This is a genomic window from Achromobacter sp. NFACC18-2, assembly GCF_900108985.1.
GTDB lineage: Bacteria > Pseudomonadota > Gammaproteobacteria > Burkholderiales > Burkholderiaceae_B > Achromobacter.
In genome coordinates, this window is record NZ_FNYM01000010.1 from 112,877 (window position 1) to 136,651 (window position 23,775).

The following is a 23,775-nucleotide window of genomic DNA, read 5'->3' on the forward strand; positions in this document are numbered from 1 at the left end:
CTGTGGCATGCTCCCGCCACTTCCCTCCCGGTGGCCTTCGCCCAAATCCCGCATGCCCAAGCTCCTCTCGCGTGTCCTGGACCTTGTCCTGCTGTCCTTCGCCGCCGCGCTTTTCGGCGCCTGCCTGACCTCCCTGGTGTCCACCGGCGCCTACGGCTGGATGGTCCCCGATGCGCCCTACGTGTACGAACCCCGCGACTTCTATGCACAGGCCGTCCTGGCGGGCCTGGCAGGCATGATGGCGCTGATGCTGGCCGAGCGTTCGGCCAGGCTGCGGCAATCGCCGCCTGGGCGCGCCGTGGCGACCTTTGCCGCCGCGCTCCTCGCCCTGTACCTGGCGCCGCCGTCGCCGCAGGTCTTCGGCAACACCTGGGCGCCCGGCGAGGCAACGCGCGAGCTGTTCCTCGCGCAACTGCACATGGTGCTGCCCATCGCCCTGGCCGTCACCGCGCTGCGGTGGGGGTTGCAGCGGGTTTTGCGCTAGGATTGTCGTTACCCAACCCCGCCTGCCCTGGAGAATCCCCGCATGTCCTCCCTAGACGCCTTCGCCATCACCAAGAAGTGGCCCGCCCGGCATCCCGACCGCATCCAGCTTTATTCGCTGCCCACGCCCAACGGAGTGAAGGCGTCGATCATGCTGGAAGAAACAGGGCTGCCCTATGAGCCGCACCGGGTCGGCTTCGAATCCAGGGATCAGTTCTCGCCGGAATTCCTGTCGCTCAGCCCGAACAACAAGATCCCGGCCATCCTCGACCCGAACGGGCCGGACGGCAAGCCGCTGGGCCTGTTCGAGTCCGGCGCGATCCTGGTGTATCTGGCCAGCAAGGCCGGCCAGTTCATCCCGGCCGACACGGCGGGGCGCTTCGAGACGCTGCAATGGGTGATGTTCCAGATGGGCGGCATCGGTCCGATGTTCGGCCAACTGGGGTTCTTCCACCGCTTCGCGGGCAAGGAGTACGAGGACAAGCGCCCGCGCGATCGCTACGTGGAAGAGTCCAAGCGCCTGTTGGCGGTGCTGGACCAGCGCCTGCAAGGGCGCGACTGGGTGATGGGCGACCAGTACACCATCGCCGACATCGCGATTTTCCCGTGGGTGCGCAACCTGGTGGGCTTCTACGAGGCCGGCGAACTGGTCGGCTTTCCGCAGTTCAAGAACGTCGCGCGCGTGCTGGAGGCGTTTGTCGCGCGCCCGGCGGTCGCCAAGGGACTGACCATCCCGGGCTGACCCATGGAACTGCGCCAGCTCCGTTACTTCGTGCGCGTGGTCGAGGCGGGCAGCATCGGCCGGGCGGCCATGTCGATCGGCATGGTCACCTCGGCGCTCAGCCAGCAGATCAGCCGCCTCGAAGGCGAACTGTCCACCCGCCTCTTGCAGCGCAGCGCCAGCGGCGTGGTGCCCACGGACGCGGGGCTGGCCTTCTTCCGGCAGGCGCAGCTTGCCCTGCGCCACGCCGACGACGCGGTGCAGGCCGCGCAGCAGGCGCGGCTGGCCGGCCACGTCAGCGTCGGCCTGCCGTCCACGACGGCGGCGGTGCTGGGGGCGCCCTTCCTGAAAGCCATGAACGAGCGCTACCCCGACATCCGGCTGCATCTGGTCGAGGCGTTGTCGGGCCACCTGACGGACATGCTCAACGGCCGCCTGCTGGACCTGGCCATCGTGTTCCACGCCGAGTCCGCGCGCCGCTGGAGCGTAATGCCGCTGCTGGACGAGCCGCTGTTCCTGTTCGCCCGGCCGGACATGCCGGGTGTGCCCGCCATGCCGGCCGGCGGCACGACGCGGCTGGAAGCCATCGCCGACCTGCCGCTGGTGCTGCCCAGCGGCCGCCACGGGCTGCGCGCCCTGGTCAACAACGCCTTCCTGCAATTGGGGCGCACGCCGCGTGTGGTGGCCGAGGTCGATGGCCTGTCGCTGCTGATGGACGTGGTGCAGCAGGGCGCCGCCGCCACCATCCAGCCCAGCTCCGCGACCGCGCGCATCGCGCCCGGCCAGTTGCAGATGGCGCGCATCGACGATGCCCATCTGTTCCGCTCCAACCTGCTGGCCAGCCTGTCGGACGAGGAACTGTCCCCCGCGGCGCTGGCCGCCCGGCTGGTCATGGCCGACGTGTCCCGCACCCTGGCCCGCGAGGGCAAATGGGCCGTGGTGACTCTTCACGAATCGTGAACACCCGTTGACGCCTGCCTGATATCGCGGCGGCGCTCCGCTGCGTACAGTCTGCCCCTTGAACTGGGGAAGATGGCATGGTTGACGTCTTGGTGATTGGTGGGGGCAATGCGGCGCTGTGCGCGGCCCTGATGGCGCGGGAAGCCGGCGCCAGCGTCCTGCTGCTGGAAGCGGCGCCGAAGGAATGGCGGGGCGGCAATTCGCAGCACACGCGCAATCTGCGCTGCATGCACGATGCGCCGCAGGATGTGCTGGTCGACGCGTATCCCGAAGAAGAATACTGGCAGGACCTGCTCAAGGTGACGGGCGGGCTGACCAATGAACACCTGGCGCGGCTGGTCATCCGCGAATCGTCCACCTGTCGCGACTGGATGCGCCGCCACGGCGTGAACTTCCAGCCGCCGCTGTCGGGCGCGCTGCACGTGGCGCGCACCAATGCCTTCTTCATGGGCGGCGGCAAGGCGCTGGTCAATGCCTATTACCGCAGCGCCGAGGCGCTGGGCGTGCAGATCCGCTACAACGCGCCGGTCGATGCGCTGGAACTGGACAACGGCCGCTTCGTGGCCGCGCGCATCGGCGCCGAACGCATCGAGGCCCGCGCCTGTGTGCTGGCCGCGGGCGGCTTCGAGTCCAACCGCGAGTGGCTGCGCGAAGCCTGGGGCCAGAACGAGCGCGGCGAATGGCCGGCCGACAACTTCCTGATCCGCGGCACGCGCTTCAACATGGGCGTGCTGCTCAAATTCATGCTGGATGCCGGCGCCGACGGCATCGGCGACCCGTCCCAATCGCATTGCGTGGCCATCGACGCCCGCGCGCCGCTTTACGACGGCGGCATCTGCACCCGCATCGACTCCGTATCGCTGGGCGTGGTGGTCAATCGCGATGCCGAGCGCTTCTACGACGAGGGCGAGGACTTCTGGCCCAAGCGCTACGCCATCTGGGGCCGCCTGACGGCCATGCAGCCGGGCCAGATCGCCTATTCCATCATCGACGCCAAGGCCGTCGGCCGCTTCATGCCGCCGGTGTTTCCGGGCGTGAAGGCCGACACCCTGGCCGAGCTGGCCGTCAAGCTGGGCCTGGACCCGGCCACCTTCGAGAAGACGATCGGCGACTACAACGCGGCTTGCCGCGTGGGCAAGTTCGACCACACCGCGCTGGACGACTGCCACACCGAAGGCCTGACGCCCGCCAAGACGCACTGGGCCCGTCCCATCGATACCGCGCCGTTCTACGGCTACGCCCTGCGGCCCGGCATCACCTTTACCTACCTGGGCCTGAAGGTGGACGACACCGCCGCGGTCCGTTTCAACGACACGCCCAGCGACAACCTGTTCGTCGCGGGCGAAATGATGGCCGGCAACGTGCTGGGCAAGGGCTATACGGCGGGCGTGGGCATGTCCATCGGCACGGCCTTCGGCCGCATTGCCGGCACCCGCGCCGCCGCGGCGGCGCGCAGCCAGAAACCTGCGGGAGCACAACGTGAAGCAGCTTGAAGCCCTGGCCCGCGAGGCGCAGTCCTTTTCCAGCAGCCAGTCCGGCCCGGCGCCGGCGATGGCCGAGCAGCCGGTGCATTTCCACACCCGCGGCGCCAAGCCGCTGACGGAAACGCTGACCGACGATGAAACCGAAGTGGCGCGCGTCATGCAGATCTGCAACGCCTGCCGCTATTGCGAAGGGTTCTGCGCGGTGTTTCCCGCCATGACGCGCCGCCTGGAATTCGGCAAGGCCGACCTGAACTACCTGGCCAACCTGTGCCACAACTGCGGCGCCTGTCTGCACGCGTGCCAGTACGCACCGCCGCATGAGTTCGCCGTCAATGTGCCGCAGGCCATGGCCAAGGTGCGCATGCAGACCTATACCGACTACGCCTGGCCGGCCGCGCTGGGCACGCTGTACAAGCGCAACGGCCTCGCGCTGTCGCTCGCCACGGCCGCGGGCCTGGCGCTGTTCCTGGTCCTGGCGGTGGTGATGGCCGGCGGCCTGTTCCACGAGCCGATGGCCGGCAATTTCTACGCCGTATTCCCGCACAACACGCTGGCGCTGATGTTCGGCGTGGTGTTCGGATTTTCGATGCTGGCGCTGGCGGTGGGCGTGACGCGCTTCTGGCGCAACGTCAGCCCGGGGGCGGCCTCGGGCGCGGCGGTGGCCGAGGCCGCGCACGATGCGCTGCGCCTGCGCTACCTGGACGGCGGCCACGGCAAGGGCTGCAACAACGCCGACGACGCGTTCACGCTGTGGCGCAGGCGCTTTCACCACTTCACGTTCTACGGCTTCATGCTGTGCTTCGCGGCCACCTGCGTCGCGACGCTGTACCACTATCTGCTGGACCTGCAGGCCCCGTACCCGATCCTGAGCGCGCCGGTGCTGCTGGGCACCGCGGGCGGCATCGGCCTCTTGATCGGTCCGGCCGGATTGCTGTGGCTGAACCTCAAGCGCCATCCGCTGCAGGGCGACGCCGCGCAAAAGCCGATGGACCGGGGCTTCATCGTCCTGCTGTTCCTGACCAGCGCGACCGGCCTGGCGCTCCTGGTCGGCCGCGACGGCGGCGCGATGGCGCTGCTGCTGGCGATCCACCTGGGCGTGGTGATGGCGCTGTTCCTGACCTTGCCGTACGGAAAGTTCGCGCACGGCATCTACCGGTCGGCCGCGCTCTTGAAGTGGTCCATCGAAAAGCGTCAACCCAACAAGCTGCAGCTCGGTTCGGACTGACCGGACCGGCTTTATCGCCGATATGACGGCGCCCCAGGAAGGCGCCGCAATCGATAACAACCGAGGAGACTTCAATGTTCCGCTCACGACTGCTGGCGCGCGTTGCGCTGGCCGCCTGTATGACGCCGGCGCTGCCGGCGGCGCATGCGCAATCCTTCCCCGCCAAGCCCATCACGCTGGTCGTTCCCCATTCGGCTGGCGGCACGTCCGACATCCTGGCCCGCACGGTTGCCGCGGAAGCCGCCAAGACGCTCGGCCAGACCATCGTCATCGACAACAAGGGCGGCGCCAACGGCACCATCGCCGCCAAGCAGGTGGCTTCGAGCGCGCCGGACGGCTACACGCTGCTGCTGGCGACCGCCAGCACGCACGGCATCAACCCGTCGCTGTACTCGCGTATTTCGTACGACGCCGTGAAGGACTTCACGCCCGTCACGCTGCTGGCCACCGTGCCGAACGTGCTGGTCGTGGGCCCCAACGTCAAGGCCGGGAACGTCCAGGAGCTGATCGCCTACATCCGTTCGCAGGGCGACAAGACCAACATGGGCTCGGCCGGCGCCGGCACGCCGGGGCACCTGGCCGGCGAGATGTTCAAGAGCGAGGCCAAGCTGGAATTCACGCACGTGCCCTACAAGGGCGGCAGCCCCGCGATCACGGACCTGATCGGCGGGCAGATCGACTTCATGTTCACCACCATTCCGGGCGTGCTGCCGCACGTGAAGGCGGGCACGCTGCGCGCGCTGGCCGTCACCTCGCCCGAACGCTCGTCGGCCATGCCCGACGTGCCGACCATGGCCGAATCGGGCCTGCCGGGGTTCCAGGCGGTGTCGTGGCACGGCATCGTCGCGCCCGCCGGCACGCCGGATGCGGTGGTGGCCCAGCTCAACCAGGCGCTGAGCAGCGCGCTGGCCGCGCCCGAAGTCAAGCAGCGCCTGCTGGAAGAGGGCGCGCGCGCGTCCGGGGTGAACACCGCCGCCTACGGCAAGTTCATCCAGACGGAGATCACCGCGTGGGCGAAAACGGTCAAGGACTCCGGCGCCACCGCGAACTGACGCGGCAAACCCGCGTCATCTGCCTGCCAGCAGTTTGCCCAACGTCGCCATCCCTTGCTCCATGCCGTCATGCCACGGATGGCCGTGGTTCAGGCGCAGGAAATTGCCGAACGCGCCTGACGCCGAGAACAGCGGTCCCGGCGCGATGCTGATGCCGTGGTCCAGCGCGGCGCGGTGCACCTTCATGGTGTCGATGTGCGCCGGCAGCTCGACCCAGACGAAGTACCCGCCGGCCGGGCGCGTGGCGCGCGTGCCCTTCGGAAAGTAGCGCGCGATGGCCTGCAGCATTTCGCCCTGCTGCAGCGCCAGCGCCTGCCGGAATTGCCGCAGGTGGCGGTCGAAGCCGCCTTTTTCCAGGTAGGCCGCGATGGCGGCCTGGGTGGGGGCGGGTGTGGCGAGGCTGGTGGTCAGCTTGTTGCGCATGATGCGCCGCGTGTGGCGCCCGCCGGCCACCCAGCCCACGCGGTAACCCGGCGCAAGCGTCTTGGAAAACGACGAGCAGTGCATCACGATGCCCTCGGTATCGAACGCCTTGGCGGGCCGCGGCCGGGTTTCGCCGAAATAGAGTTCGCCGTACACGTCGTCCTCGATCAGGGCCACCTCGTGGCGCGTCAGCAGCTTGACCAGCGCCTCTTTTTTCTCGTCCGGCATCAGGCTGCCGAGCGGGTTCTGGAACGTCGTCATCAGCCAGCACGCGCGCGGACGGTGCCGCAGGATGGCCGCTTCCAGCGCGTCCAGGTCGATGCCCACGCGCGGATGCGTCGCCACCTCGATGGCGTGCAGGCCATTGCGTTCGAGCGACTGCAGCGCGGCGTAGAAGGTGGGGGATTCGACGATCACCGCGTCGCCCGGCTGGGTGACCGCGGCCAGGCTGAGGTTCAGCGCGTCCAGCGCGCCGTTGGTGATGACGATGTCGTCGACCGGCACGGTCAGGCCGTCGGCCAGGTAGCGCAGCGCGATGGCGCGGCGCAGGGCCGCGTCGCCGGGGCTCAGGTCGTCGATGGACCCCCACGGGTCCAGCTTCTGCACCGTCGACGCCATGAACCGGGCCAGGCGGCCATACGGCAGCAGGGACGGGCTGGGAAACGCCGAGCCGAAGGGCAGCATGTCGCGGCGCAGCGTGGCGTTGAGCACGCGCAGCACGTTGTCGCTGACGTCCACCGGATGGCGTCCCGCGCTGGCGCTGGACATCCCGTCCAGCTCCGGCAGCGCGGCGCGCGGGGCGCGCTGCACGTAGTAGCCGGACCGGTCGCGCGCGCGGATCAGGCCGCGCGCCTCCAGCAGGTAGTAGGCCTTGAACACGGTCGACGGGCTGACGCCGCGGCTGGCGCTGGTCTGCCGCACTGAGGGCAGGCGGTCTCCCACCTGCAACAGGCCGGACAGGATCGAGGCGGTGATGTCTTCGGTCAGGCGTTCATAGCGCTTCATGGGAACTCCCTGTACGCAAGGCGGGCGTCAGGCCGACATGCCGATGGACCGCATGACCAGGCGCAGCAGGCCGGCCGCCGCGCCCAGCGCGCCCACGCTGCAGGCCCAGATCGCCGCCAGCCAGAGCAGGCGGCTGCGCCACGAGGAGGAGGGGATCGGGTTCATCAGTGGAATGCCTCGCCGGTGCGCACCTTGCCGCGAAACACGTAGTACGACCACGCGGTGTACATGAGGATAATCGGAATGATTGCCAGGGCGCCCACCAGCGCGAAACCCTGGCTCTGCGGCGGCGCGGCGGCCGCCCAGATCGACACGCCCGGCGGGATGATCGCGGGCCAGATGCTGATGCCCAGCCCGCTGTACCCCAGGAAGACCAGCGCCAGCGACAGCACGAAGGGCCCGGCGGCCGGCTCGCCCCGCACGCGGCGGATCAGTTCGAAGCCCGCGGCGGCCACCAGCACCGGCACCGGGAAGAACCAGAACATGTTGGGCAGGCTGAACCAGCGCTGCGCGATGATGGGCTGGGCCAGCGGCGTCCAGGCGCTCAGGACGGCGATGACGGCCAGCAGCGCCAGCGTCAGCGGCCGCGCCAGGCGGCACATATGGCGGTGCAGCCGGCCTTCGGTCTTCATGATGAGCCAGGTGCAGCCCAGCAGCGCGTACGCGGCCACCAGGCCTATTCCCGTGAACATCGAAAAGGGGCTGATCCAGTCCCACGGCCCGCCGTGGTAGGCGCGGTCCACCACCGGGATGCCCTCGATGTAGGCGCCCAGCGTGACACCCTGGAAGAACGTGGCGATCACCGATCCGAAGACGAACGCCCGGTCCCACAGCGGGCGGTGATGCGCGTCGGCCTTGAAGCGGAACTCGAACGCCACGCCACGAAAGATCAGGCCCAGCAGCATGAACACCAGCGGCAGGTGCAGCGCGCTCAGGATCACCGAATAAGCCAGCGGAAACGCCGCCAGCAATCCCGCGCCGCCCAGCACCAGCCAGGTCTCATTGCCGTCCCAGACGGGCGCCACGGTATTGACCATGACGTCGCGCTCCTGGCGGTCGGTCACCAGCGGAAAGAGAATGCCGATGCCCAGGTCGAAGCCGTCCATCACGACATACATCATCACGCCGAACAGGATGACGACGGCCCATATCAATGCAAGATCCACGCCCATGGCTTCAGGCTCCGGAATGTTGGGGATGCGCGGTCGCCTCGACCGCTTGGGTGGACGCGGCGGAGAGCGGCCGCGAGGGTTGGCGCGGCTCGCCCGGGCCGCCGGACAGCGGCGCATGGCCGGGCGCGGGGCTGGGGCCCATGCGGATGAGGCGCAGCATGTACGAGATGCCCGCGCCGAACACCAGCAGATAGACGGCCACGAACAGCGCCAGCGTCAGCGTCAGCTCGCCCAGGCCATGCGGCGTGGCGGCGTCGGCGGTGCGCATGACGCCGTACACGATCCAGGGCTGGCGTCCGATCTCGGTTACGTACCAGCCCGCCAGCATGGCGATGAGGCCGGACGGTCCCATCCACAGCGCGCAGCGGTGCAGCCAGCGCGACGCGTACAGACGGCCGCGCCAGCGCGACCACTGTGCCCAGATCGCCAGCGCGATCATCAGCAGCCCCAGTCCCACCATGATGCGGAAAGACCAGAACACCACCGTGGCGTTCGGGCGGTCCTCGGGCGGATAGGCCTTCAGGCCGGGAAACTGGCCGTCCCAGCTATGCGTGAGGATCAGGCTGCCCAGGCGCGGGATGTTGACCGCGTAGCGCGTTTCCTCGCGTTCCATGTCCGGAATGCCGAACAGCGTCAGCGGTACGCCCGCGCCCGGCTCGTTTTCCCAATGCCCTTCCATGGCCGCGATCTTGGCAGGCTGATGCTCAAGTGTGTTCAGGCCATGGAAATCGCCCACCACGGCCTGCAGCGGCGCCACGAGCAGCAGCATGCCCATCGCCATTGCGAACATCTTCCTGACGGCCGGGCTGCGGTCCCCGCGCAGCAGGTGCCACGCGCCCGACGCGCCCACCATCAGCGCGGTGGCCAGGAACGCGGCAATGCCCATGTGCGCCAGGCGATAGGGGAAGGACGGGTTGAAGATCACGGCCAGCCAGTCCGTCGGCACGACGCGTCCGTCCAGGATCTCGTAGCCCGCGGGGGTCTGCATCCAGCTGTTGGAGGCCAGGATCCAGGTGGCGGACACCAGCGTGCCCAGCGCCACCATGACGGTCGAAAAGAAATGCAGCCCCGGCCCCACGCGCGACCAGCCGAACAGCATCACGCCCAGGAAGCCCGCCTCCAGGAAAAAGGCCGTGAGCACTTCGTAGGCCAGCAACGGCCCGGTCACGCTGCCCGCGAAATCGGAAAAGAAGCTCCAGTTGGTGCCGAACTGATAGGCCATGACCAGGCCCGACACGACGCCCATGCCGAAGTTCACGGCGAAGATCTTGGTCCAGAAGTGATAGAGGTCCCGGTAGACCGTCTTGCCGGTGCGCAGCCAAAAGCCCTCCAGCACGGCCAGATAGCTGGCCAGTCCGATGGTGATGGCGGGAAAGACGATGTGAAACGAGATGGTGAAGCCGAACTGTATTCGGGCGAGCAGTAGCGCGTCGCTGTCCATGGCGGTATTCCTGGCTTTCATCGGCAGCGCGGACGGATCGCCACGAGGCGGGGGGCGCTGACGGGTGTTTGACCTGCACCCAGACGTTAGGCCCAGTCCGGTTATCAGTACAGATTCAGAGAAAGCGAAAAAAAGCGGATCAGTTTGGCGCAGGCCGGGGCGCGAACGCTGCATTTCATAGGGAAAGGCGCTGTGCTCCGATTCATTCGCGGCGCGCGAAGTTACAAAAAAGACAGCACAGTCCGCGGCCTCTCCGTGCCTGGCCCGGGCGGCGGACGGGGTGCCGCACTGGGCGCCGGCAGACGGCGGCCGCGCGTCCGGCGCGGTTCCCCGCAAGTGTCCATTCGGCTACGATGGGGGCCCGCCGGAACCGCCCGACCCGACATTTGCCGCAGGCCGCCGACCTTCGCCCCAGAGATACCGATAGTCATGAGCATTACCAAAACGAAGGCCCCGTCCAGCAAAGCCCAGGCCCTGCCGCACCGGATCCGCGACCAGCTCCGCTACGAAATCCTCACCGGGGCCCTGCCGGCCGGCACCCCGCTCAAGCAGGACGCGCTGGCGACGCGCTTCCAGGCCAGCCGCATTCCCGTGCGCGAGGCGCTGCGCCAGCTCGAAACCGAGGGCCTGGTGGCCTACCACCTGAATCGCGGCGCGGTCGTCATCCGCATGGACGTGGACCAGATCTGCGAATTGCTGGACATCCGCATCGCGCTGGAAGGCTACGCGGTGCGCGCGGCCGTGCCCAACATGGGACGCGCCGACCTGGACGCGCTGGAAGCCATCCTGCGGGAATACGACGAGGCGGACTCGGTGCCGCGCTGGGCCGAGCTGAATCGCCGCTTCCACCTGGCGCTGTGCGCGCCCTCGAACAACACGCGGCTGCGCAGGCTGATCGAGGAATACGGCCTGAACACCGACCGCTACACGCACGAGATGATGTCCATGGCGACCGGCAAGGACGGTCCGCAGTCGGACCACTACCGCATCCTGGAGGCCTGTAGGAAGCAGGACGGCGCACTGGCCGCCCGCCTGGTGGAAGAGCACATCAACGAGACCAAGAAGAACCTGGTCGCCATGCACCGCATGCGCCGGGATGGCTGAAGGCCCGCGCGGGGGCGGGCCTTCAACGCGCCGGGGATGGCGCTAGGCGGCCCGGCCGCCCAGATACAGCTCGCGCACCTGCTCGTCGTTCATCAGCGATTGCGCGTCGCCCGTGATGGCGACCGTTCCCATCGACAGCACATACGCGCGATCCGAGATCCGCAGCGCCTCCATCGCGTTCTGCTCCACCATCAGGATGGTCACGTTTTCCTTTTCGCGGATGCGCTGGATGGCTTCGAACACTTCCCCCAGCGTCTTGGGCGACAGGCCCGCGGACGGCTCGTCCAGCAGCAGCAGGCCCGGCGACGGCATCAGCGCGCGCGCCAGCGCCAGGATCTGGCGTTCGCCGCCGGACAGCGAGGCGGCCGGGGCCTGCAGCTTGCGCCCCAGCACCGGATAGTGCGCGCACAGGGTGCGGATGCGGTCTTCGCAGACCGGCTTGTCCAGCGCGTTGCCGCCGACCTGCAGGTTCTCGCGGACCGACAGCGCGGTAAAGACGTTCTCGGTCTGCGGCACGAAGCCCAGGCCGTGGCGCAGGATCTTCTCGTGCACGGCAAACCGTGAAATGTCCTTGTCGCCCAGCATCACGCGGCCCGCGCGCGGCTTGAGGTAGCCGGCGATGGTCTTGAGCAGGGTCGACTTGCCGCAGCCGTTGGGCCCAAGCAGGGTCACGATCTCGGCCTTGTCCGCGTGCAGCGAAATGCCGCGCAGGATGTCCACGTCGCGGGTGTAGCCCGCGACCACGTTTTCCACTTCGATCATCTTTTCCCTCATCACGCGGCTCCCATGCGCAGCACGGGGCCCGCGGTGGCGCCGGCGGCAGGCTTGCGGGCCGCGCCGCCCAGATAGGCTTCCAGCACGCGCTCGTTGGACGCCAGTTCGTCGGGCCGGCAATCGGCCACGATGTGTCCGCGGTCCAGCACGATGCAGCGGTGGCAGACCTCGCGGATGAAGTGCATGTCGTGCTCGACGATCACGATGGTCATGCCCGCCTGGTTCAGGCGCTGCAACGCGCCCACGATGTCGCTGCGCAGGTTGGGATGCACGCCGGCGGTGGGCTCGTCCAGCATCAGCATGCGCGGATGCGCCATCAGGGCGCAGACGATGCCCAGCAGCTTTTTCTGGCCGCCCGAGATCGCCGCGGCGGGCTGGTCGCGCACCGGCGCCAGCAGCAGCTGGTACAGCAGGGCGTTGGCCTGTTCGCGCGCCCGGGCCTCGGCTTCGCGCGCGGCGCGCAGGCCGAACAGGTTCTCCCAGATGCCGTGGTGCGCGACCGACGCGGCCATCGCGACTTCCGCCACGGACATCTTGGCCGGCATGGACGGCAGCTGGAAGGTGCGCGCGATGCCTGCCTGCACGATGCGGTGCGCGCTCAGCGTGTCGATGCGCCGGCCTTCGAAGGTGACGCTGCCGGCGTCGATGGCCTCGAAGCCGGTAATGGTGTTGAGCAGCGTGCTCTTGCCGGAACCGTTGGGGCCCAGCAGGCCCACGATCTCGCCGGGCCGGATGTTGAATCCGACTTTCTCCAGGACACGATTGCCGCCAAAGGCCTTGGCCACGGAATCGACCTGCAACGCATGGGGGGCCGTCATGGCATCTTCCTCATCTTTTCAGGCAGCAGCCCTTCGCTGCGCCACAACAGGCATCCCAGCAGGATGCATCCGATCAGTCCCAGGCGCAGCGCGCCTGCGATGTCCGAGCCGAACCCGAACGCGTCCTTGGCGAACGGCACCAGCGTGTAGGCGGTCTGCACCAGCACCACCCCCAGCACCACGCCCGAGAAGTTGCCGATGCCGCCGATCATCAGCATGGTCCAGAGCAGGAACGTCTCGGAGGCCAGCAGGTAGTCGGGGCCGACGAAACTCATGTAATGCGCGTACAGGGACCCGGCCACCGCCGTCACGGCAGCGCCCGCCATCACGGCGCGCGACTTCAGCGACATCAGGTCGTAGCCCATGCAGGCGGCAAGCTTGGGCTCTTCGCGCATGACGCGCAGCGCGCGGCCGAAGCGCCCATACGCCACGCGGCGCAACAGCACGGCGGCGGCGGCCGCCAGCGCCACGACCAGGGCCAGGAAGGCCAGCGCGCCGCTCTTGCCGGGCAGGTCGTCGAACAGCGCGGGGATGCCGCTGATGCCCTGGGCCCCGTTGGTCAGCCAGAGCTCGTTGGTGGCGACCGTGCGGATGATTTCCGCGATGGCCAGCGTGGCGATGCCCCAGTAGTCGGCGGCAAGCTGCTTGCCCAGGCGCGCGATGCACCAGCCCAGCGTCATGGCGACGGCGACGCCGGCGGCTGCGCCCAGCGCCGGATGCCAGCCCGCCTGCACCGCGATGCCGGTGCCGTAGGCGCCGATGCCGGCGAAGGCGATGTGGCCGAAGTTCAGCAGGCCCGCCAGGCCGGCCTGCAGGTTCAGTCCCAGCGCCATCAGGGCGAAGATGGCGCCGAAGGTCAGCGAGGAAACCAGAAAATCAAACACGGCGGACCTCCCGGTCGAACAGGCCGTAGGGCTTGAACAGCAGCGCCAGCAACAGGATGAGGAACGAGGCCGCGCTGATGTAGGCCACGGGCAGGAAGGCCACCGGCTTGGCGTAGAGCCAGCCGAAGTTCAGGTTGGTCACCAGGGTTTCGGTCAGCGCGATGAGGAACGCGCCGGCCACCGCGCCCAGCGGGTTGCCCAGGCCGCCCAGGATCGCCGCGGCAAACACCGGCAGCAGCAGGTCGGTGCCCAGGTTGATGTGCGCGCCGGTGGACAGCGCGAGCAGGCCGCCGCCCAGGCCGGCCAGCGCGCCGCTGCAGAAGGCCACCTGGCAGGTGATGCGCGAGGCGTTCAGGCCGCTGGCATCGGCCAGCGCGGGATTGCAGGCCAGGGCGCGCATCGCGCGGCCCGCGCGCGTGCAAAAGAGCAGCAGCGCAAAGCCGGCCAGGAGCAGCGCGGTGGTGGATACCGCCGCGATCTGCGTCAGGGTGACGCTCGCGTCGCCCAGGCGGATCGGCGTGGTCAGCGGCAGCGTGAACATCCGCGGGAAGGACCCCGCAAAGCCCTGGCAGAGCGCGATCAGCAGCATGGACAGCGCCAGCGAGCCGATCATCGTGATGGCCGGCCCAGCGCGCAGGAGGCGGCGGAACACCAGCTGGTGGAAGGCCAGCGCCATGGCGCCGGTGAGCGCGCAGGCGGCAAGGAGCGCCAGCGCCAGCGGCAGCCCCAGCGCGTGCAGCGCATAAGTGAGATACGCGCCCACCATGGCGTATTGCACGTGGGCGATGTTGGGAAACTTGACCAGCCCATACACCATGCTCAGGCCCAGCGCGATCAACGCCAGGTCCGAGCAGCGCAGCAGCGTGTCGACCAGAATCTGGATCATCTTGTTTGCTCGAAAGACAGCGGAAGCCCCGCGGCGGCGCTCGGCGCCGCCCACGGAAAAAAAAGCCGGACTCGCACCCCTGCGAGTCCGGCCAAGGCCTTATCAGCGGACCACGATCTTGCCCTGGTCGGACTTGAGCTTGGCGTAAGGCGGGTCGATGCGCTGGCGGTCGGCGTCGAACTTGATGAAGCCCGTGACGCCTTCGTAGCCCTTCTGGCCCAGTTGCGTCAGCGCGGCCTGGATGTCGGCGGGCGCGGTGGACTTGGCCTGGTTCATCGCGGCGGCGGTCAGCAGCACGGCGTCATACGCATAGCCGGTGTAGGACGTCTTGAAGCCTTCCTTGTAGCGGGCCTTGAAGGCCTCCGCGTACTCGCGGCCCTTGGGGCCGAGCACCGAGCCGACTTCCATGCCGATCTGGCCTTGCGCGATGTTGGCGGGCGTGTCGCTCAGGCACATGCTCAGGAGGATGCCGTACCACGGCGTCTTGCGCAGGCCCAGTTCGAAGGCTTCGCGGTTGATGACGGCGGATTCCTGGCCGTAGGCGGTGTAGATGTAGGCGTCGGGGTTGCTGCGCGACATCTGCTGCAGTTCGCGGCGGTAGGTGGACTGGCCCGCGGTGTACAGGACCTCGGTCACGATCTTGCCGCCCAGCTTCTCGAATTCTTCCTTGTAGCCATGCGCCACGCCCTGGCCGTAGGCGTTGTTGGGCGCAATGATCGCGACGTTGCGGTAGCCCTGGTCCCAGGTGTCCTTGGCCGAGAACTTGTTGCCCTTGTCTTCCAGGCCGATCAGGTTGAAGGACGTGGCGCCCAGGTCGCGGATCTTCACGCTGGTGCTGGCGATGTTGATGTGGGTAACGCCTTCCTTGACGAGGTACTGGCCCAGCGGAATGGAGATGCCGGACGAGTATTCGCCGATGACGACCGGCACCTTGTCCACGCTGACCAGCTTGCGCGCCGCGTTCAGCGCGGTGGTGGGGTTGCCGCCCGAGTCCTCGATCACCACGGCGAACTTCTTGCCCATGACGCCGCCGTCGGCGTTGACCTTTTCGACCGCCAGGTCCACGGCGCGGCGCACGTCTTCACCCACGGTGGCGTTGGCGCCGGTCAGCGACAGGACGGCGCCCATCTTCACGGTTTCCTGGGCCTGCGCGCCGGTCCCGGCGAACGACAGGGCGAGGCAGGCGGCGGCAACTAGCGGACGTACGTTCACTTGCATGGTTTTTTCCCCTCGGAGGGCTGCCGGATGTCGCGTCTGCGCGAGATGGAGCCGGCATGCGTTGAAAACCAGCGGGGGTGCCGCTGGCGCGTATCGGGACCCTGAATGGATACCAAGATACAAAATTGCATCCAATCCTGGTCGAGTGGATGCAAATATACGAGCGCCAGCCCCCGGCAACAATATGGGGTTAACCCGTTACCGGTTGTGTCAAACGGTGTTTTAAGTGGCAGGTTGCACCTTAGCCTGCAAGGTGCAACCTGCCTGCTCCGAGGGGGCGGCCGCCGCCGTCAATACATGTGCTGCCCGCCGTTCATGGCGACGTTGCTGCCCGTCATGAAGCCCGCGGCGTCGCTGCAGATAAAGGCCACCAGCGCGCCGATCTCCTCGGGCTGGCCCAGCCGGCCCAGCGGTATCTGCGGCAGGATCTTTTCTTCCAGGACCTCCGCCGGCACGGCCTGCACCATGCGCGTGGCCAGGTAGCCCGGCGACACCGTGTTCACCGTCACGCCCTTTTTGGCCACTTCCAGCGCCAGCGATTTGGTGAAGCCGTGGATGCCCGCCTTGGACGCGGCGTAGTTGGTCTGCCCGAACGCGCCCTTGCTGCCGTTGACCGACGAAATGTTCACGATGCGGCCCCAGCCCCGGTCCGCCATGGGGCCGCACAGCGGCTGCGTCATGTTGAACATGGAGTCCAGGTTGCTGTGCATGACCTCGGCCCAGTCCTGCGCGGTCATCTTGCGCAGGCTGGCATCGCGCGTGATGCCGGCGTTGTTCACCAGGATGTCGATCTGGCGTCCGTCTTCCTCGAGCCGGCGGGCCAGCGCCTGGCAGGAATCGAAGTCCGCCACGTCGACCTTGTACATGGCGAAAGTGCGGCCGCGGGCGGCTTCCTCCTGGATCCACTCGCGCGTGGCGCTTTCGCTGGAATGGTAGGTGACGATGACGTCATGGCCGGCATCGTGCAGGGCCACGGCGATGGCGCGGCCCAGGCACCCGGCCCCGCCCGTGATGAGGGCCGTGCGTTTAGCCGTCATGGCGGGCCCCCGGCTGGTTGGCGTCCTGCATGGCGGCGCAGGCGGCCTCCATCTGGTTGGACATGACCGACCACATCTGGGTCAGCGGCGATTTGTCGATGGCCGCGCTGTTGGCGTTCTTGAACCACTCGCGCATTGCCTCGCCCAGGCCTGCGGCCAGGGCGGCCTGTTCCTGCAGCATCACGTGGGTGATGGCCTGGCTGGCTTCGAGCTGGCTCTGCCAGCGCTTGCGCGTGAGTTCGCCCAGCGCGGGCGCGAGGTCCTGCCAGTTGTCGGTGGGCGTCATTGGAGCGAAGGCGGCGAGGTACTGGCTGGTGCCGTCGCCCGCGAGCCGCTGGCCCAGTTCGAGCCAGCGCTGCTGGCTGTCCTGGGCAAGCTGGGTCAGGCGCTGGCAATAGGCCACATTGGCGCCGGCGAGTCCTTGAGGCAGGGAGGCAGTTGCTTTCTTCATCATCCGTCCTTTTATCAGCGTGGTAAGGGGAAACGAATACACACGGGCCTCATGCCATCTGGCTGAGGGTCTTGCGAAAACGCGCCAGGGATAACGCAAACAGGACTGTGCCGATCAGCGCCAGCGCCAGGAAGGGCTGCCATACGACGCTTATGCCCGCGCCGCGATAGAGAATGGCCTGGCCGAGTTCGACGAAGTGCGTCGTCGGCGCGGCCAGCATGATGTGCTGCACGAACTGGGGCATGCTCTCGCGTGGCGTGGTGCCCCCGGACAGCATCTGCAGGGGCAGCAGCACCAGTACGAGCAACATGCCGAACTGCGGCATGCTGCGTGCGAGCGTGGCCATGAAAATGCCCATCGAGGTCGTGGCGAACAGGTGCAGCGCCACGCCGGCCAAGAACAGCGCCACCGAGCCCTCGATGGGCACGTGCAGCAGGCCTCGCACCACGAACGTCAACGATAGCCCAGCGCAGGCCAGTACGACCAGCCCCATCGACCAGACCTTGGCGACCATGATCTCGGTGGGCGTCACCGGCATGACCAGCAGGTGCTCGATGGTGCCGTGCTCGCGCTCGCGGATCAGGGCCGCGCCGGTCAGGATGATGGACAGCATCGTGACGTTGTTGATGATCTCCATCAGCGCGCCGAACCAGGATTGGGTCAGGTTCGGGTTGAACCGCATGCGCACGGCCAGCTCCACCGGCAGCGCCGAGGACGCGCGGTAGCGCCGCGCGAACTCGTTGATCTCGTCCGTGACGATCTGCTGGATGTAGCTGCTGCCGGTAAAGGCCTGGCTCATCCGGGTCGCGTCCACGTTGAGCTGGATCTGCGCCGGCCTGCCCGCCAGCACGTCGCGCTGGAAATTGGGCGGGATGTCGAGCGAGAACGTGTAGCGGCCCGCGTCCATCCCCGCGTCGGCCTGCGCCGGGGTGACCTGCTGCGGCGGCGTGAAGTGCGGCGGATAGAAGGCCGAGACGATGCGGGCGGACAGTGGCGAGTGGTCCTCGTCCACCACCGCGATGGGCGCGTTGTGCAGCGTTTCCGGGACCGCCGTGGCCGCGGTATAGATCATCAGCGTGAACGACACGGCGATCAGGATCAGCATCATCGGGTCGCGCGCCAGGCTCCACAGCTCCTTGATTCCCAGGCGGTAGATGTTGGCGAGGCGCCGCATGTCAGGTCTCCTGCTTTTTCAGCAACAGCGCCGAGGCGCCCAGAATGACCGGAATGGCGATCAAGAGGGGCCAGAACGAGGCCTGCAGGTCGTGCCAGCCCAGCGCCTTGCTGAACACGCCGCGGCTGATGGTGAGCATGTGGGTGGCGGGATAGACCTGACCGATCAGCCGGCCGCCGCCCTCCAGCGAGGTCACCGGGTTGAGCAGGCCGGCGAACTGCACCGCCGGCACCAGCGTGCCGATCATCGTGAAGAAGAGCGCCGCGATCTGGCTGCGCGTGAAAGTCGAGGCCAGCAGGCCGATGGCGGTGGCCACCACGTTGTAGATCAGCGCCGCCAGCAGCAAGGTGGCGAAGCTGCCGGTGATCGGCACGCCGAACAGCGTGACGGCCAGCAGCGCCATCAGCAGAAAGTTCAGCATGGCCAGCGCCACGTACGGCGCCTGCTTGCCCAGCAGGAATTCCAGCCGCGTCACCGGCGTGACGTAGAGATTGATGATCGAGCCCAGCTCCTTTTCGCGCACCACCGCCAGCGCGGTCAGCATGGCCGGCATCATCAGCAGCAGCAGGGGAATCACGGCGGGCACCATGGCGGGCAGGCTGCGCACGTCCGGGTTGTAGCGGAAGCGGGTCTCCACGCTGACGGCAGGCTGCGCGCGGGCGCCCAGCCGCTCGCGCGCCTGCTGCGCCAGCCAACCCTGGTGCATGCCCAGCACGTAGCCGCGGATGGTTTCGGCGCGCTGCGGCATGGCGCCGTCGATCCACACGCCGATCTGGACATCCTTGCCGCGCGCCACGTCGCGGGCGAAGCCCTGCGGAATTTCGATCGCCAGCGACAGCTCGCCGCTGCGCATGCGCGCGTCCAGTTCCGCGTAGTCGGCGATGGGGGGCCGTTCGATGAAGTAGCGCGACCCGGACAGGTTCAGGCTGTAGTTCTGGCTCAGCCCGGTCTGGTCGCGGTCCATGACCGCGTAGCGCAGGTCTTCGACGTCCAGGCTGATGCCGTAGCCCATCACGAACATCAGCAGCAGCGAGCCCATCAGCGCCAGCGTGGCGCGCACGGGGTCGCGCCGCAGCTCCAGCGACTCGCGCCACATGTAGCTGAACGCGCGATGCAGGCTGAAGCGCCGACGCGGCGGCTCGGCGGGCGGGGGCGCATTTTCCGGCGGGAGCGCCGCGCCCTCGGCCTCGCCGGCGGCGGTTCCGGCGCCGGCGTCGATCAGGTAGGCGATGAACGCGTCTTCCAGCGTCCTGGCGCCGCGCAGCCGCGTGATCTCCTCGGGCGAGGCGCTCACCAGGACCTTGCCCGCATGCATCAGCGAAATGCGGTCGCAGCGCTGCGCCTCGTTCATGAAGTGCGTGGAGATGAATATCGTGACGTGGTCCTTGCGGGCCAGCTCGATCAACAGGCGCCAGAAACCGTCGCGCGCCACCGGGTCCACGCCGGAGGTCGGTTCGTCCAGGATCAGCAGTTCGGGCTTGTGCACCATGGCCACCGCGAGCGACAGCCGCTGGCGTACGCCCATGGGCAGGTTCTGCGGCAGTGCGTCCAGCACGTCGCCCAGGCTGAAGCGTTCGACCATTTCGTCCACGCGCGCCGGGATGTCGGCCTCGGGCACGTGGAACAGCCGGGCGTGCAGCACCAGGTTCTGCCGCACGGTCAGTTCGCCGTACAGCGAAAAGGACTGCGACATGTAGCCCACGCGGCGGCGGGTATCGAGGTTGCGCGGATCGACCTGTTGCCCGAACAGCCAGGCCTGGCCTTCGCTGGCGGGCAGCAGTCCGGTCAGCATTTTCATGGTGGTCGACTTGCCGCAGCCGTTGGAGCCCAGGAACCCGAATATCTCGCCGCGCCGGATCCGGAAATTGACGTGGTCCACGGCGACGAAGTCGCCGAAGCGCATGGTCAGGTCGCGCGCCTCGATGGCGATCCCGGCGTGCTCGTCCAGGGCCAGCGGCACGATCTCGACCGGCTTGTGGCCGCGCCGCTTTTCCTCGGGCAGCAGCGCGATGAAGGCGGCCTCCAGCGTCTGCGCGCCGGTGCGGTCCTGGAGCGCGCGGGGCGTGCCGGTCGCCAGCACGCGGCCTTCGTCCATGGCGATCAGCCAGTCAAAGCGCTGGGCCTCGTCCATGTAGGCCGTCGCCACGATGACGCTCATGCCGGCGCGCTCGCGCCGGATCTCGTTGATGAGGTCCCAGAACTGCGCCCGCGCCAGCGGGTCGACGCCGGTGGTGGGCTCGTCCAGGATGAGCAGGTCGGGGTCGTGGATCAGCGCGCAGCACAGGCCGAGCTTCTGCTTCATTCCGCCCGACAACTTGCCCGCGGGGCGGGACAGAAAGGCGGACAGGCCGGTGCTCTGGGTCAGGCTGTCGATGCGCCGCCGCCGTTCGGCCTCGTCGTGACCGAACAGGCGGCCGAAGAACTGCAGGTTTTCTTCCACCGACAGGGTGGGATAGAGATTCTTGCCCAGCCCCTGCGGCATATAGGCGATGCGCGGGCAGACGGCTTCGCGATGGCGGCGGCTGGCCATGTCGCCGCCCAGGACCTCGACCTTGCCCTGCTGCACCGCGCGGGCGCCCGCCACCAGCGCGAGCAGGCTGGACTTGCCCACGCCGTCCGGACCGATCAGTCCCACCATGCGCCCGGCGGGGATGTCCAGCGTGATGCCGTCCAGCGCGCGCGTCTTGCCGTAGCGCAGGCCGACATCGGTCAGCGTGACGACGGGCGGGGCGCTTGCGGCCATCAGGGCACCCGGACTTCAAGGTTGGCGGGCCAGCGGGCGTCCGGATCCAGCTTGAGCCACGCCACGCCGGGCAGGCCGGTCTTGACCTGCGTGGGGTGCCGCCGCAGCAGCTCGGGACTGATCTGCGCCTTGACGCGGAACATCAGTTTCTGGCGCTCGCTCGCGGTTTCCACGGTCTTGGGCGTGAACTGCGCGATGCTGGCGACGAACGACACCTTGGCGGGAATGACGTACTCGGGCGCGGCGTCCAGAATGATCCGCACGTCCTGGCCCAGCGCGACGCGGCCGGCGGCCTGCTCGGGCAGGAAGAAGGTCATGTAGACGTCGGCCAGGTCGACCATGTTCAGGACCTTGCCGCCCGCGCCCAGCACTTCGCCCGGCTGGGCCACGCGGTATTGGACGCGGCCGGCGCGCGGCGCGCGCAGCTCGCCGTCGGCGATGTCGGCATCGATGCGCGCCACGGTGGCCTGCGCGGCGGCAATGGCCGATTGCGCGCCCACTTGCGCGGCCCGCGCCGCGTCGATGGCCGCGGCGGCGGCCGTGACCTGCGCGCGCGCGGCGTTGACCGCGGCCTGCATGCTGCGCACGCGCGCGCGGTCATCGTCCAGTTCCTGGATCGATGAGGCGCCTTCCTTGGACAGCGTCTCGGAACGGGCGAGCCGTCGGCGCGCCGCGTCCAGTTCGCTTTCGCGCTGCACCACCACTGCTTCGGCCGCGCGCTTGTCGCTCTCGCGCTGCGCCACCTGGGCCGCGGCGCTGGCCGCGCCGTTGACCGCCTGCTGATGCTGCGCGCGCGCCTCTTCGCGCTGCGCCTGCAGCGTGTCGATCTGCATGCGCGCCAGCGGCTGGCCCGGCGAGACGAAGTCGCCCTCCGTGACCAGCACCTCCTGCACACGGCCCGCCAGCTTGGTGGCGACGTCGATCTCGGTGGCTTCGATCCGGCCGTTGCCGCTGATGAAGGCCGCGCCCGGACCGGTATCCGCCAGCATGCGCCAGCCGTAATAGCCGGCGGCCGCGAGGACCGCGATGGCAATCAGGGGAATCAGTTTTCGGGTGGGTAGCGGCATCTGGGCGTGTCCTTGATCTTGTCTGCCAGTCAGCGTTGGGCGGTGCCCGGGCCGGGCGTTGCTGCGGCCAGCGAGCCCCCGCCCAGCGCGGCATACAGGCCGACGCGGCTGGACAGGAGCGCGCGGCGCGTCTCGACGAGCTGTTGCTGCGCGGCCAGCAGGTCGCGCTTGGCGTCCAGCACCTCCAGGTAGGGCGAGGCGCCGTGGTCGTAGCGCAATTGCGCCAGGCGGGTGCGTTCGGCCTGGGCGGCCACGGTGGCGCGCAGCACGTCCACCTGTTCGGCCAGCCAGCGGCGCGAGGACAGGGCGTCGGACACGTCGCGGAAGGCGCTTTGGATGGTCTGCTCGTAGTTGGCCACGGCCAGGTCCCGGCGCGCTTCGGTCAGATCCAGCGACGATTGCCGGCGGCCGGCATCGAAGATGGGCAGGTTGATGCTGGGCGCGAAGTTCCAGGCGCGGCTGCCGCCCGCGAACAGTCCGTCCAGTTCGGCGCTGGCGGTGCCGAACGCGCCGGTCAGCGTGATGCTGGGCAGGAATGCGGCGCGGGCGGCGCCGATGTTGGCGTTGGCGGCCTTGAGCCGATGCTCGGCCGCAAGAATGTCGGGGCGGTTGGTCAGCAGGTCCGACGGCAGCCCGGCCGGCAGCTCGCGCATGACGGCCTCGTCATTGAGGCGCGCCGGGCCGGCGGGCAGGTCGAGCGGCGCGCCCACCAGCAGCTCCAGGGCGTGGGCCTGCGCGGCGCGCGTGCGTTCCAGCTCCGTGCCCAGCGCCTTGGCCTGCTGCCACAGCGTGTCCACCTGCGTGAGGTCCAGCTTGGAGATGGCGCCTTCTTCAAAGCGCCGGCGGAAGATGCGCAGCGACTCCGCGCGCGATGCGATGGTCTCCTGCGTGAGTTCCAGCCGCTCGTCCAGTTCGCGCAGCGTCAGGTAGCTGTCGGCGACCTGGGCGATCAGGCTCAGCGTGGCAGCCTGCGCCGCGGCCTCGGTGGAGAGATAGTTTTCCAGCGCCGCGTCGCTCAGGCTGCGCACGCGGCCCCAGAAATCCAGTTCCCAGGTCGCCATGCCCAGGCCCGCCTGGTATTGGCTGGAGATCTGCGGCTGGCCCGTCAGGTTCAGGTCCGCCGGCACGCGTGCCCGCGAGCCCTGCGCCTGCACGCCAACCGAGGGGAACTGGTCCGAGCGCTGGATGCCGTACAGCGCGCGCGCTTCCTCGACCCGCAGCAACGCCGCGCGCAGGTCGCGGCTATTGTCCAGCGCGGTGGCGATCAGGCGCTGCAGCGCGGGGTCGGTGAAGTAGCGCTGCCAGGCAATGCGGGCGGCGGGATCTTGTGGCGAGGGGGAGGGGGCGTCGGCGGGGGCGGGGGCCGGTTGGTCAGCTCCCGGTAGGCCGGCCCCCGGATCGCCGGCCGCCGGATGGCCGGCCCCCGGATACTCCGCCGGAACGGGCAGCGCGGGGCGCTGGTAATCGGGGGCGAGCGAGACGCAGCCGGCCGCCAGCAGCAGCGCCAGGGCGGCGGGAGCCAGGCGGGCGGTGATCTTGGCGGCGGACACGGGAGCTTTCATGCGGCGGTTCTCCGGCTCGACGGCCAGGGGCGTGGCGCGGGCGGCAGGCTGGTGGCGTGCCGCGCGGACGGCCCCGGCGCCAGGGCATGCG

General features: G+C 68.6%; 22 protein-coding genes. 7 read left to right on the forward strand and 15 right to left on the reverse strand.

Going from position 1 to position 23,775, the window contains the following annotated elements; translation table 11 throughout:
• The first annotated feature begins 52 nt into the window (after nucleotides 1–52).
• The 6 genes from BMW75_RS16765 to BMW75_RS16790 all read left to right on the forward strand — a co-directional run bounded on the left by BMW75_RS16765 (nucleotide 53) and on the right by BMW75_RS16790 (nucleotide 5,925).
• Nucleotides 53–484 carry a hypothetical protein gene (locus tag BMW75_RS16765; protein WP_092580979.1) on the forward strand — a complete coding sequence of 144 codons (432 nt, stop codon included), beginning with the start codon at nucleotides 53–55 and terminating at the stop codon, nucleotides 482–484.
• A gap of 42 nt (nucleotides 485–526) precedes the next feature.
• Nucleotides 527–1,225, forward strand: coding sequence for a glutathione binding-like protein (locus BMW75_RS16770; RefSeq protein ID WP_092580981.1), 699 nt, complete (start codon nucleotides 527–529; stop codon nucleotides 1,223–1,225).
• A gap of 3 nt (nucleotides 1,226–1,228) precedes the next feature.
• On the forward strand, nucleotides 1,229–2,164 hold the full coding sequence (locus BMW75_RS16775; RefSeq protein WP_076516883.1) for a LysR family transcriptional regulator: 936 nt from the start codon (nucleotides 1,229–1,231) through the stop codon (nucleotides 2,162–2,164).
• Between the two features lie 77 nt (nucleotides 2,165–2,241).
• Nucleotides 2,242–3,657, forward strand: coding sequence for an FAD-dependent tricarballylate dehydrogenase TcuA (gene tcuA / locus BMW75_RS16780; RefSeq protein WP_092580982.1), 1,416 nt, complete (start codon nucleotides 2,242–2,244; stop codon nucleotides 3,655–3,657).
• On the forward strand, nucleotides 3,644–4,873 hold the full coding sequence (gene tcuB, locus BMW75_RS16785) for a tricarballylate utilization 4Fe-4S protein TcuB (protein WP_092580984.1): 1,230 nt from the start codon (nucleotides 3,644–3,646) through the stop codon (nucleotides 4,871–4,873). Before tcuA ends, tcuB begins: the two co-directional genes overlap by 14 nt.
• A gap of 74 nt (nucleotides 4,874–4,947) precedes the next feature.
• The gene (locus tag BMW75_RS16790; protein ID WP_092580986.1) at nucleotides 4,948–5,925 is read left to right on the forward strand and encodes a Bug family tripartite tricarboxylate transporter substrate binding protein; all 978 of its coding nucleotides are present in this window, start codon (nucleotides 4,948–4,950) and stop codon (nucleotides 5,923–5,925) included.
• A 15-nt stretch (nucleotides 5,926–5,940) separates the two neighbouring features.
• On the opposite strand, the gene BMW75_RS16795 is transcribed toward BMW75_RS16790, so the two are convergent.
• The 4 genes from BMW75_RS16795 to BMW75_RS16810 are packed head-to-tail and all read right to left on the reverse strand — an operon-like array spanning nucleotide 5,941 to nucleotide 9,966.
• Nucleotides 5,941–7,353 carry an aminotransferase-like domain-containing protein gene (locus BMW75_RS16795; protein WP_092580988.1) on the reverse strand — a complete coding sequence of 471 codons (1,413 nt, stop codon included), beginning with the start codon at nucleotides 7,351–7,353 and terminating at the stop codon, nucleotides 5,941–5,943.
• Nucleotides 7,354–7,380: 27 nt separating this feature from the next.
• Nucleotides 7,381–7,518, reverse strand: coding sequence for a DUF2474 family protein (locus BMW75_RS16800; protein ID WP_092580990.1), 138 nt, complete (start codon nucleotides 7,516–7,518; stop codon nucleotides 7,381–7,383).
• Nucleotides 7,518–8,525 (reverse strand): cytochrome d ubiquinol oxidase subunit II, encoded by a 1,008-nt coding sequence (gene cydB / locus BMW75_RS16805; protein WP_092580992.1) that lies wholly within the window; start codon nucleotides 8,523–8,525, stop codon nucleotides 7,518–7,520. The genes BMW75_RS16800 and cydB overlap by 1 nt, the downstream gene beginning before the upstream one ends.
• A gap of 4 nt (nucleotides 8,526–8,529) precedes the next feature.
• Nucleotides 8,530–9,966 carry a cytochrome ubiquinol oxidase subunit I gene (locus BMW75_RS16810; RefSeq protein WP_092580994.1) on the reverse strand — a complete coding sequence of 479 codons (1,437 nt, stop codon included), beginning with the start codon at nucleotides 9,964–9,966 and terminating at the stop codon, nucleotides 8,530–8,532.
• Nucleotides 9,967–10,395: 429 nt separating this feature from the next.
• On the opposite strand from BMW75_RS16810, the gene BMW75_RS16815 reads away from it, so the two are divergent.
• Nucleotides 10,396–11,070, forward strand: a complete 675-nt coding sequence (locus tag BMW75_RS16815; RefSeq protein ID WP_092580996.1) for a GntR family transcriptional regulator — start codon at nucleotides 10,396–10,398, stop codon at nucleotides 11,068–11,070.
• A 42-nt stretch (nucleotides 11,071–11,112) separates the two neighbouring features.
• Here BMW75_RS16815 and BMW75_RS16820 read toward each other — a convergent pair whose 3' ends face one another.
• The 11 genes from BMW75_RS16820 to BMW75_RS16870 form a co-directional block, all read right to left on the reverse strand.
• Nucleotides 11,113–11,832 carry an ABC transporter ATP-binding protein gene (locus BMW75_RS16820; RefSeq protein WP_092581148.1) on the reverse strand — a complete coding sequence of 240 codons (720 nt, stop codon included), beginning with the start codon at nucleotides 11,830–11,832 and terminating at the stop codon, nucleotides 11,113–11,115.
• Between the two features lie 11 nt (nucleotides 11,833–11,843).
• Nucleotides 11,844–12,662, reverse strand: coding sequence for an ABC transporter ATP-binding protein (locus tag BMW75_RS16825; RefSeq protein WP_092580998.1), 819 nt, complete (start codon nucleotides 12,660–12,662; stop codon nucleotides 11,844–11,846).
• Nucleotides 12,659–13,546 (reverse strand): branched-chain amino acid ABC transporter permease, encoded by an 888-nt coding sequence (locus BMW75_RS16830; RefSeq protein WP_092581000.1) that lies wholly within the window; start codon nucleotides 13,544–13,546, stop codon nucleotides 12,659–12,661. Before BMW75_RS16830 ends, BMW75_RS16825 begins: the two co-directional genes overlap by 4 nt.
• Nucleotides 13,539–14,432, reverse strand: a complete 894-nt coding sequence (locus BMW75_RS16835) for a branched-chain amino acid ABC transporter permease (protein WP_092581002.1) — start codon at nucleotides 14,430–14,432, stop codon at nucleotides 13,539–13,541. Before BMW75_RS16835 ends, BMW75_RS16830 begins: the two co-directional genes overlap by 8 nt.
• Nucleotides 14,433–14,534: 102 nt before the next feature.
• The gene (locus BMW75_RS16840; RefSeq protein ID WP_092581004.1) at nucleotides 14,535–15,650 is read right to left on the reverse strand and encodes an ABC transporter substrate-binding protein; all 1,116 of its coding nucleotides are present in this window, start codon (nucleotides 15,648–15,650) and stop codon (nucleotides 14,535–14,537) included.
• A gap of 290 nt (nucleotides 15,651–15,940) precedes the next feature.
• Entirely contained in the window at nucleotides 15,941–16,687 is a 747-nt protein-coding gene (gene phbB, locus BMW75_RS16845; protein WP_092581006.1) for an acetoacetyl-CoA reductase, read from the reverse strand.
• Complete coding sequence (locus BMW75_RS16850) at nucleotides 16,677–17,138, reverse strand: hypothetical protein (RefSeq protein WP_371467252.1); 462 nt, start codon at nucleotides 17,136–17,138, stop codon at nucleotides 16,677–16,679. The genes phbB and BMW75_RS16850 overlap by 11 nt, the downstream gene beginning before the upstream one ends.
• Before the next feature lie 49 nt (nucleotides 17,139–17,187).
• Entirely contained in the window at nucleotides 17,188–18,312 is a 1,125-nt protein-coding gene (locus tag BMW75_RS16855) for an ABC transporter permease (protein WP_092581010.1), read from the reverse strand.
• A gap of 1 nt (nucleotide 18,313) precedes the next feature.
• On the reverse strand, nucleotides 18,314–21,055 hold the full coding sequence (gene rbbA / locus BMW75_RS16860; protein ID WP_092581012.1) for a ribosome-associated ATPase/putative transporter RbbA: 2,742 nt from the start codon (nucleotides 21,053–21,055) through the stop codon (nucleotides 18,314–18,316).
• Complete coding sequence (locus tag BMW75_RS16865) at nucleotides 21,055–22,122, reverse strand: HlyD family secretion protein (RefSeq protein ID WP_092581014.1); 1,068 nt, start codon at nucleotides 22,120–22,122, stop codon at nucleotides 21,055–21,057. Before BMW75_RS16865 ends, rbbA begins: the two co-directional genes overlap by 1 nt.
• A 29-nt stretch (nucleotides 22,123–22,151) precedes the next feature.
• Nucleotides 22,152–23,684 (reverse strand): efflux transporter outer membrane subunit, encoded by a 1,533-nt coding sequence (locus BMW75_RS16870; protein ID WP_175493201.1) that lies wholly within the window; start codon nucleotides 23,682–23,684, stop codon nucleotides 22,152–22,154.
• Nucleotides 23,685–23,775 lie beyond the last annotated feature (91 nt).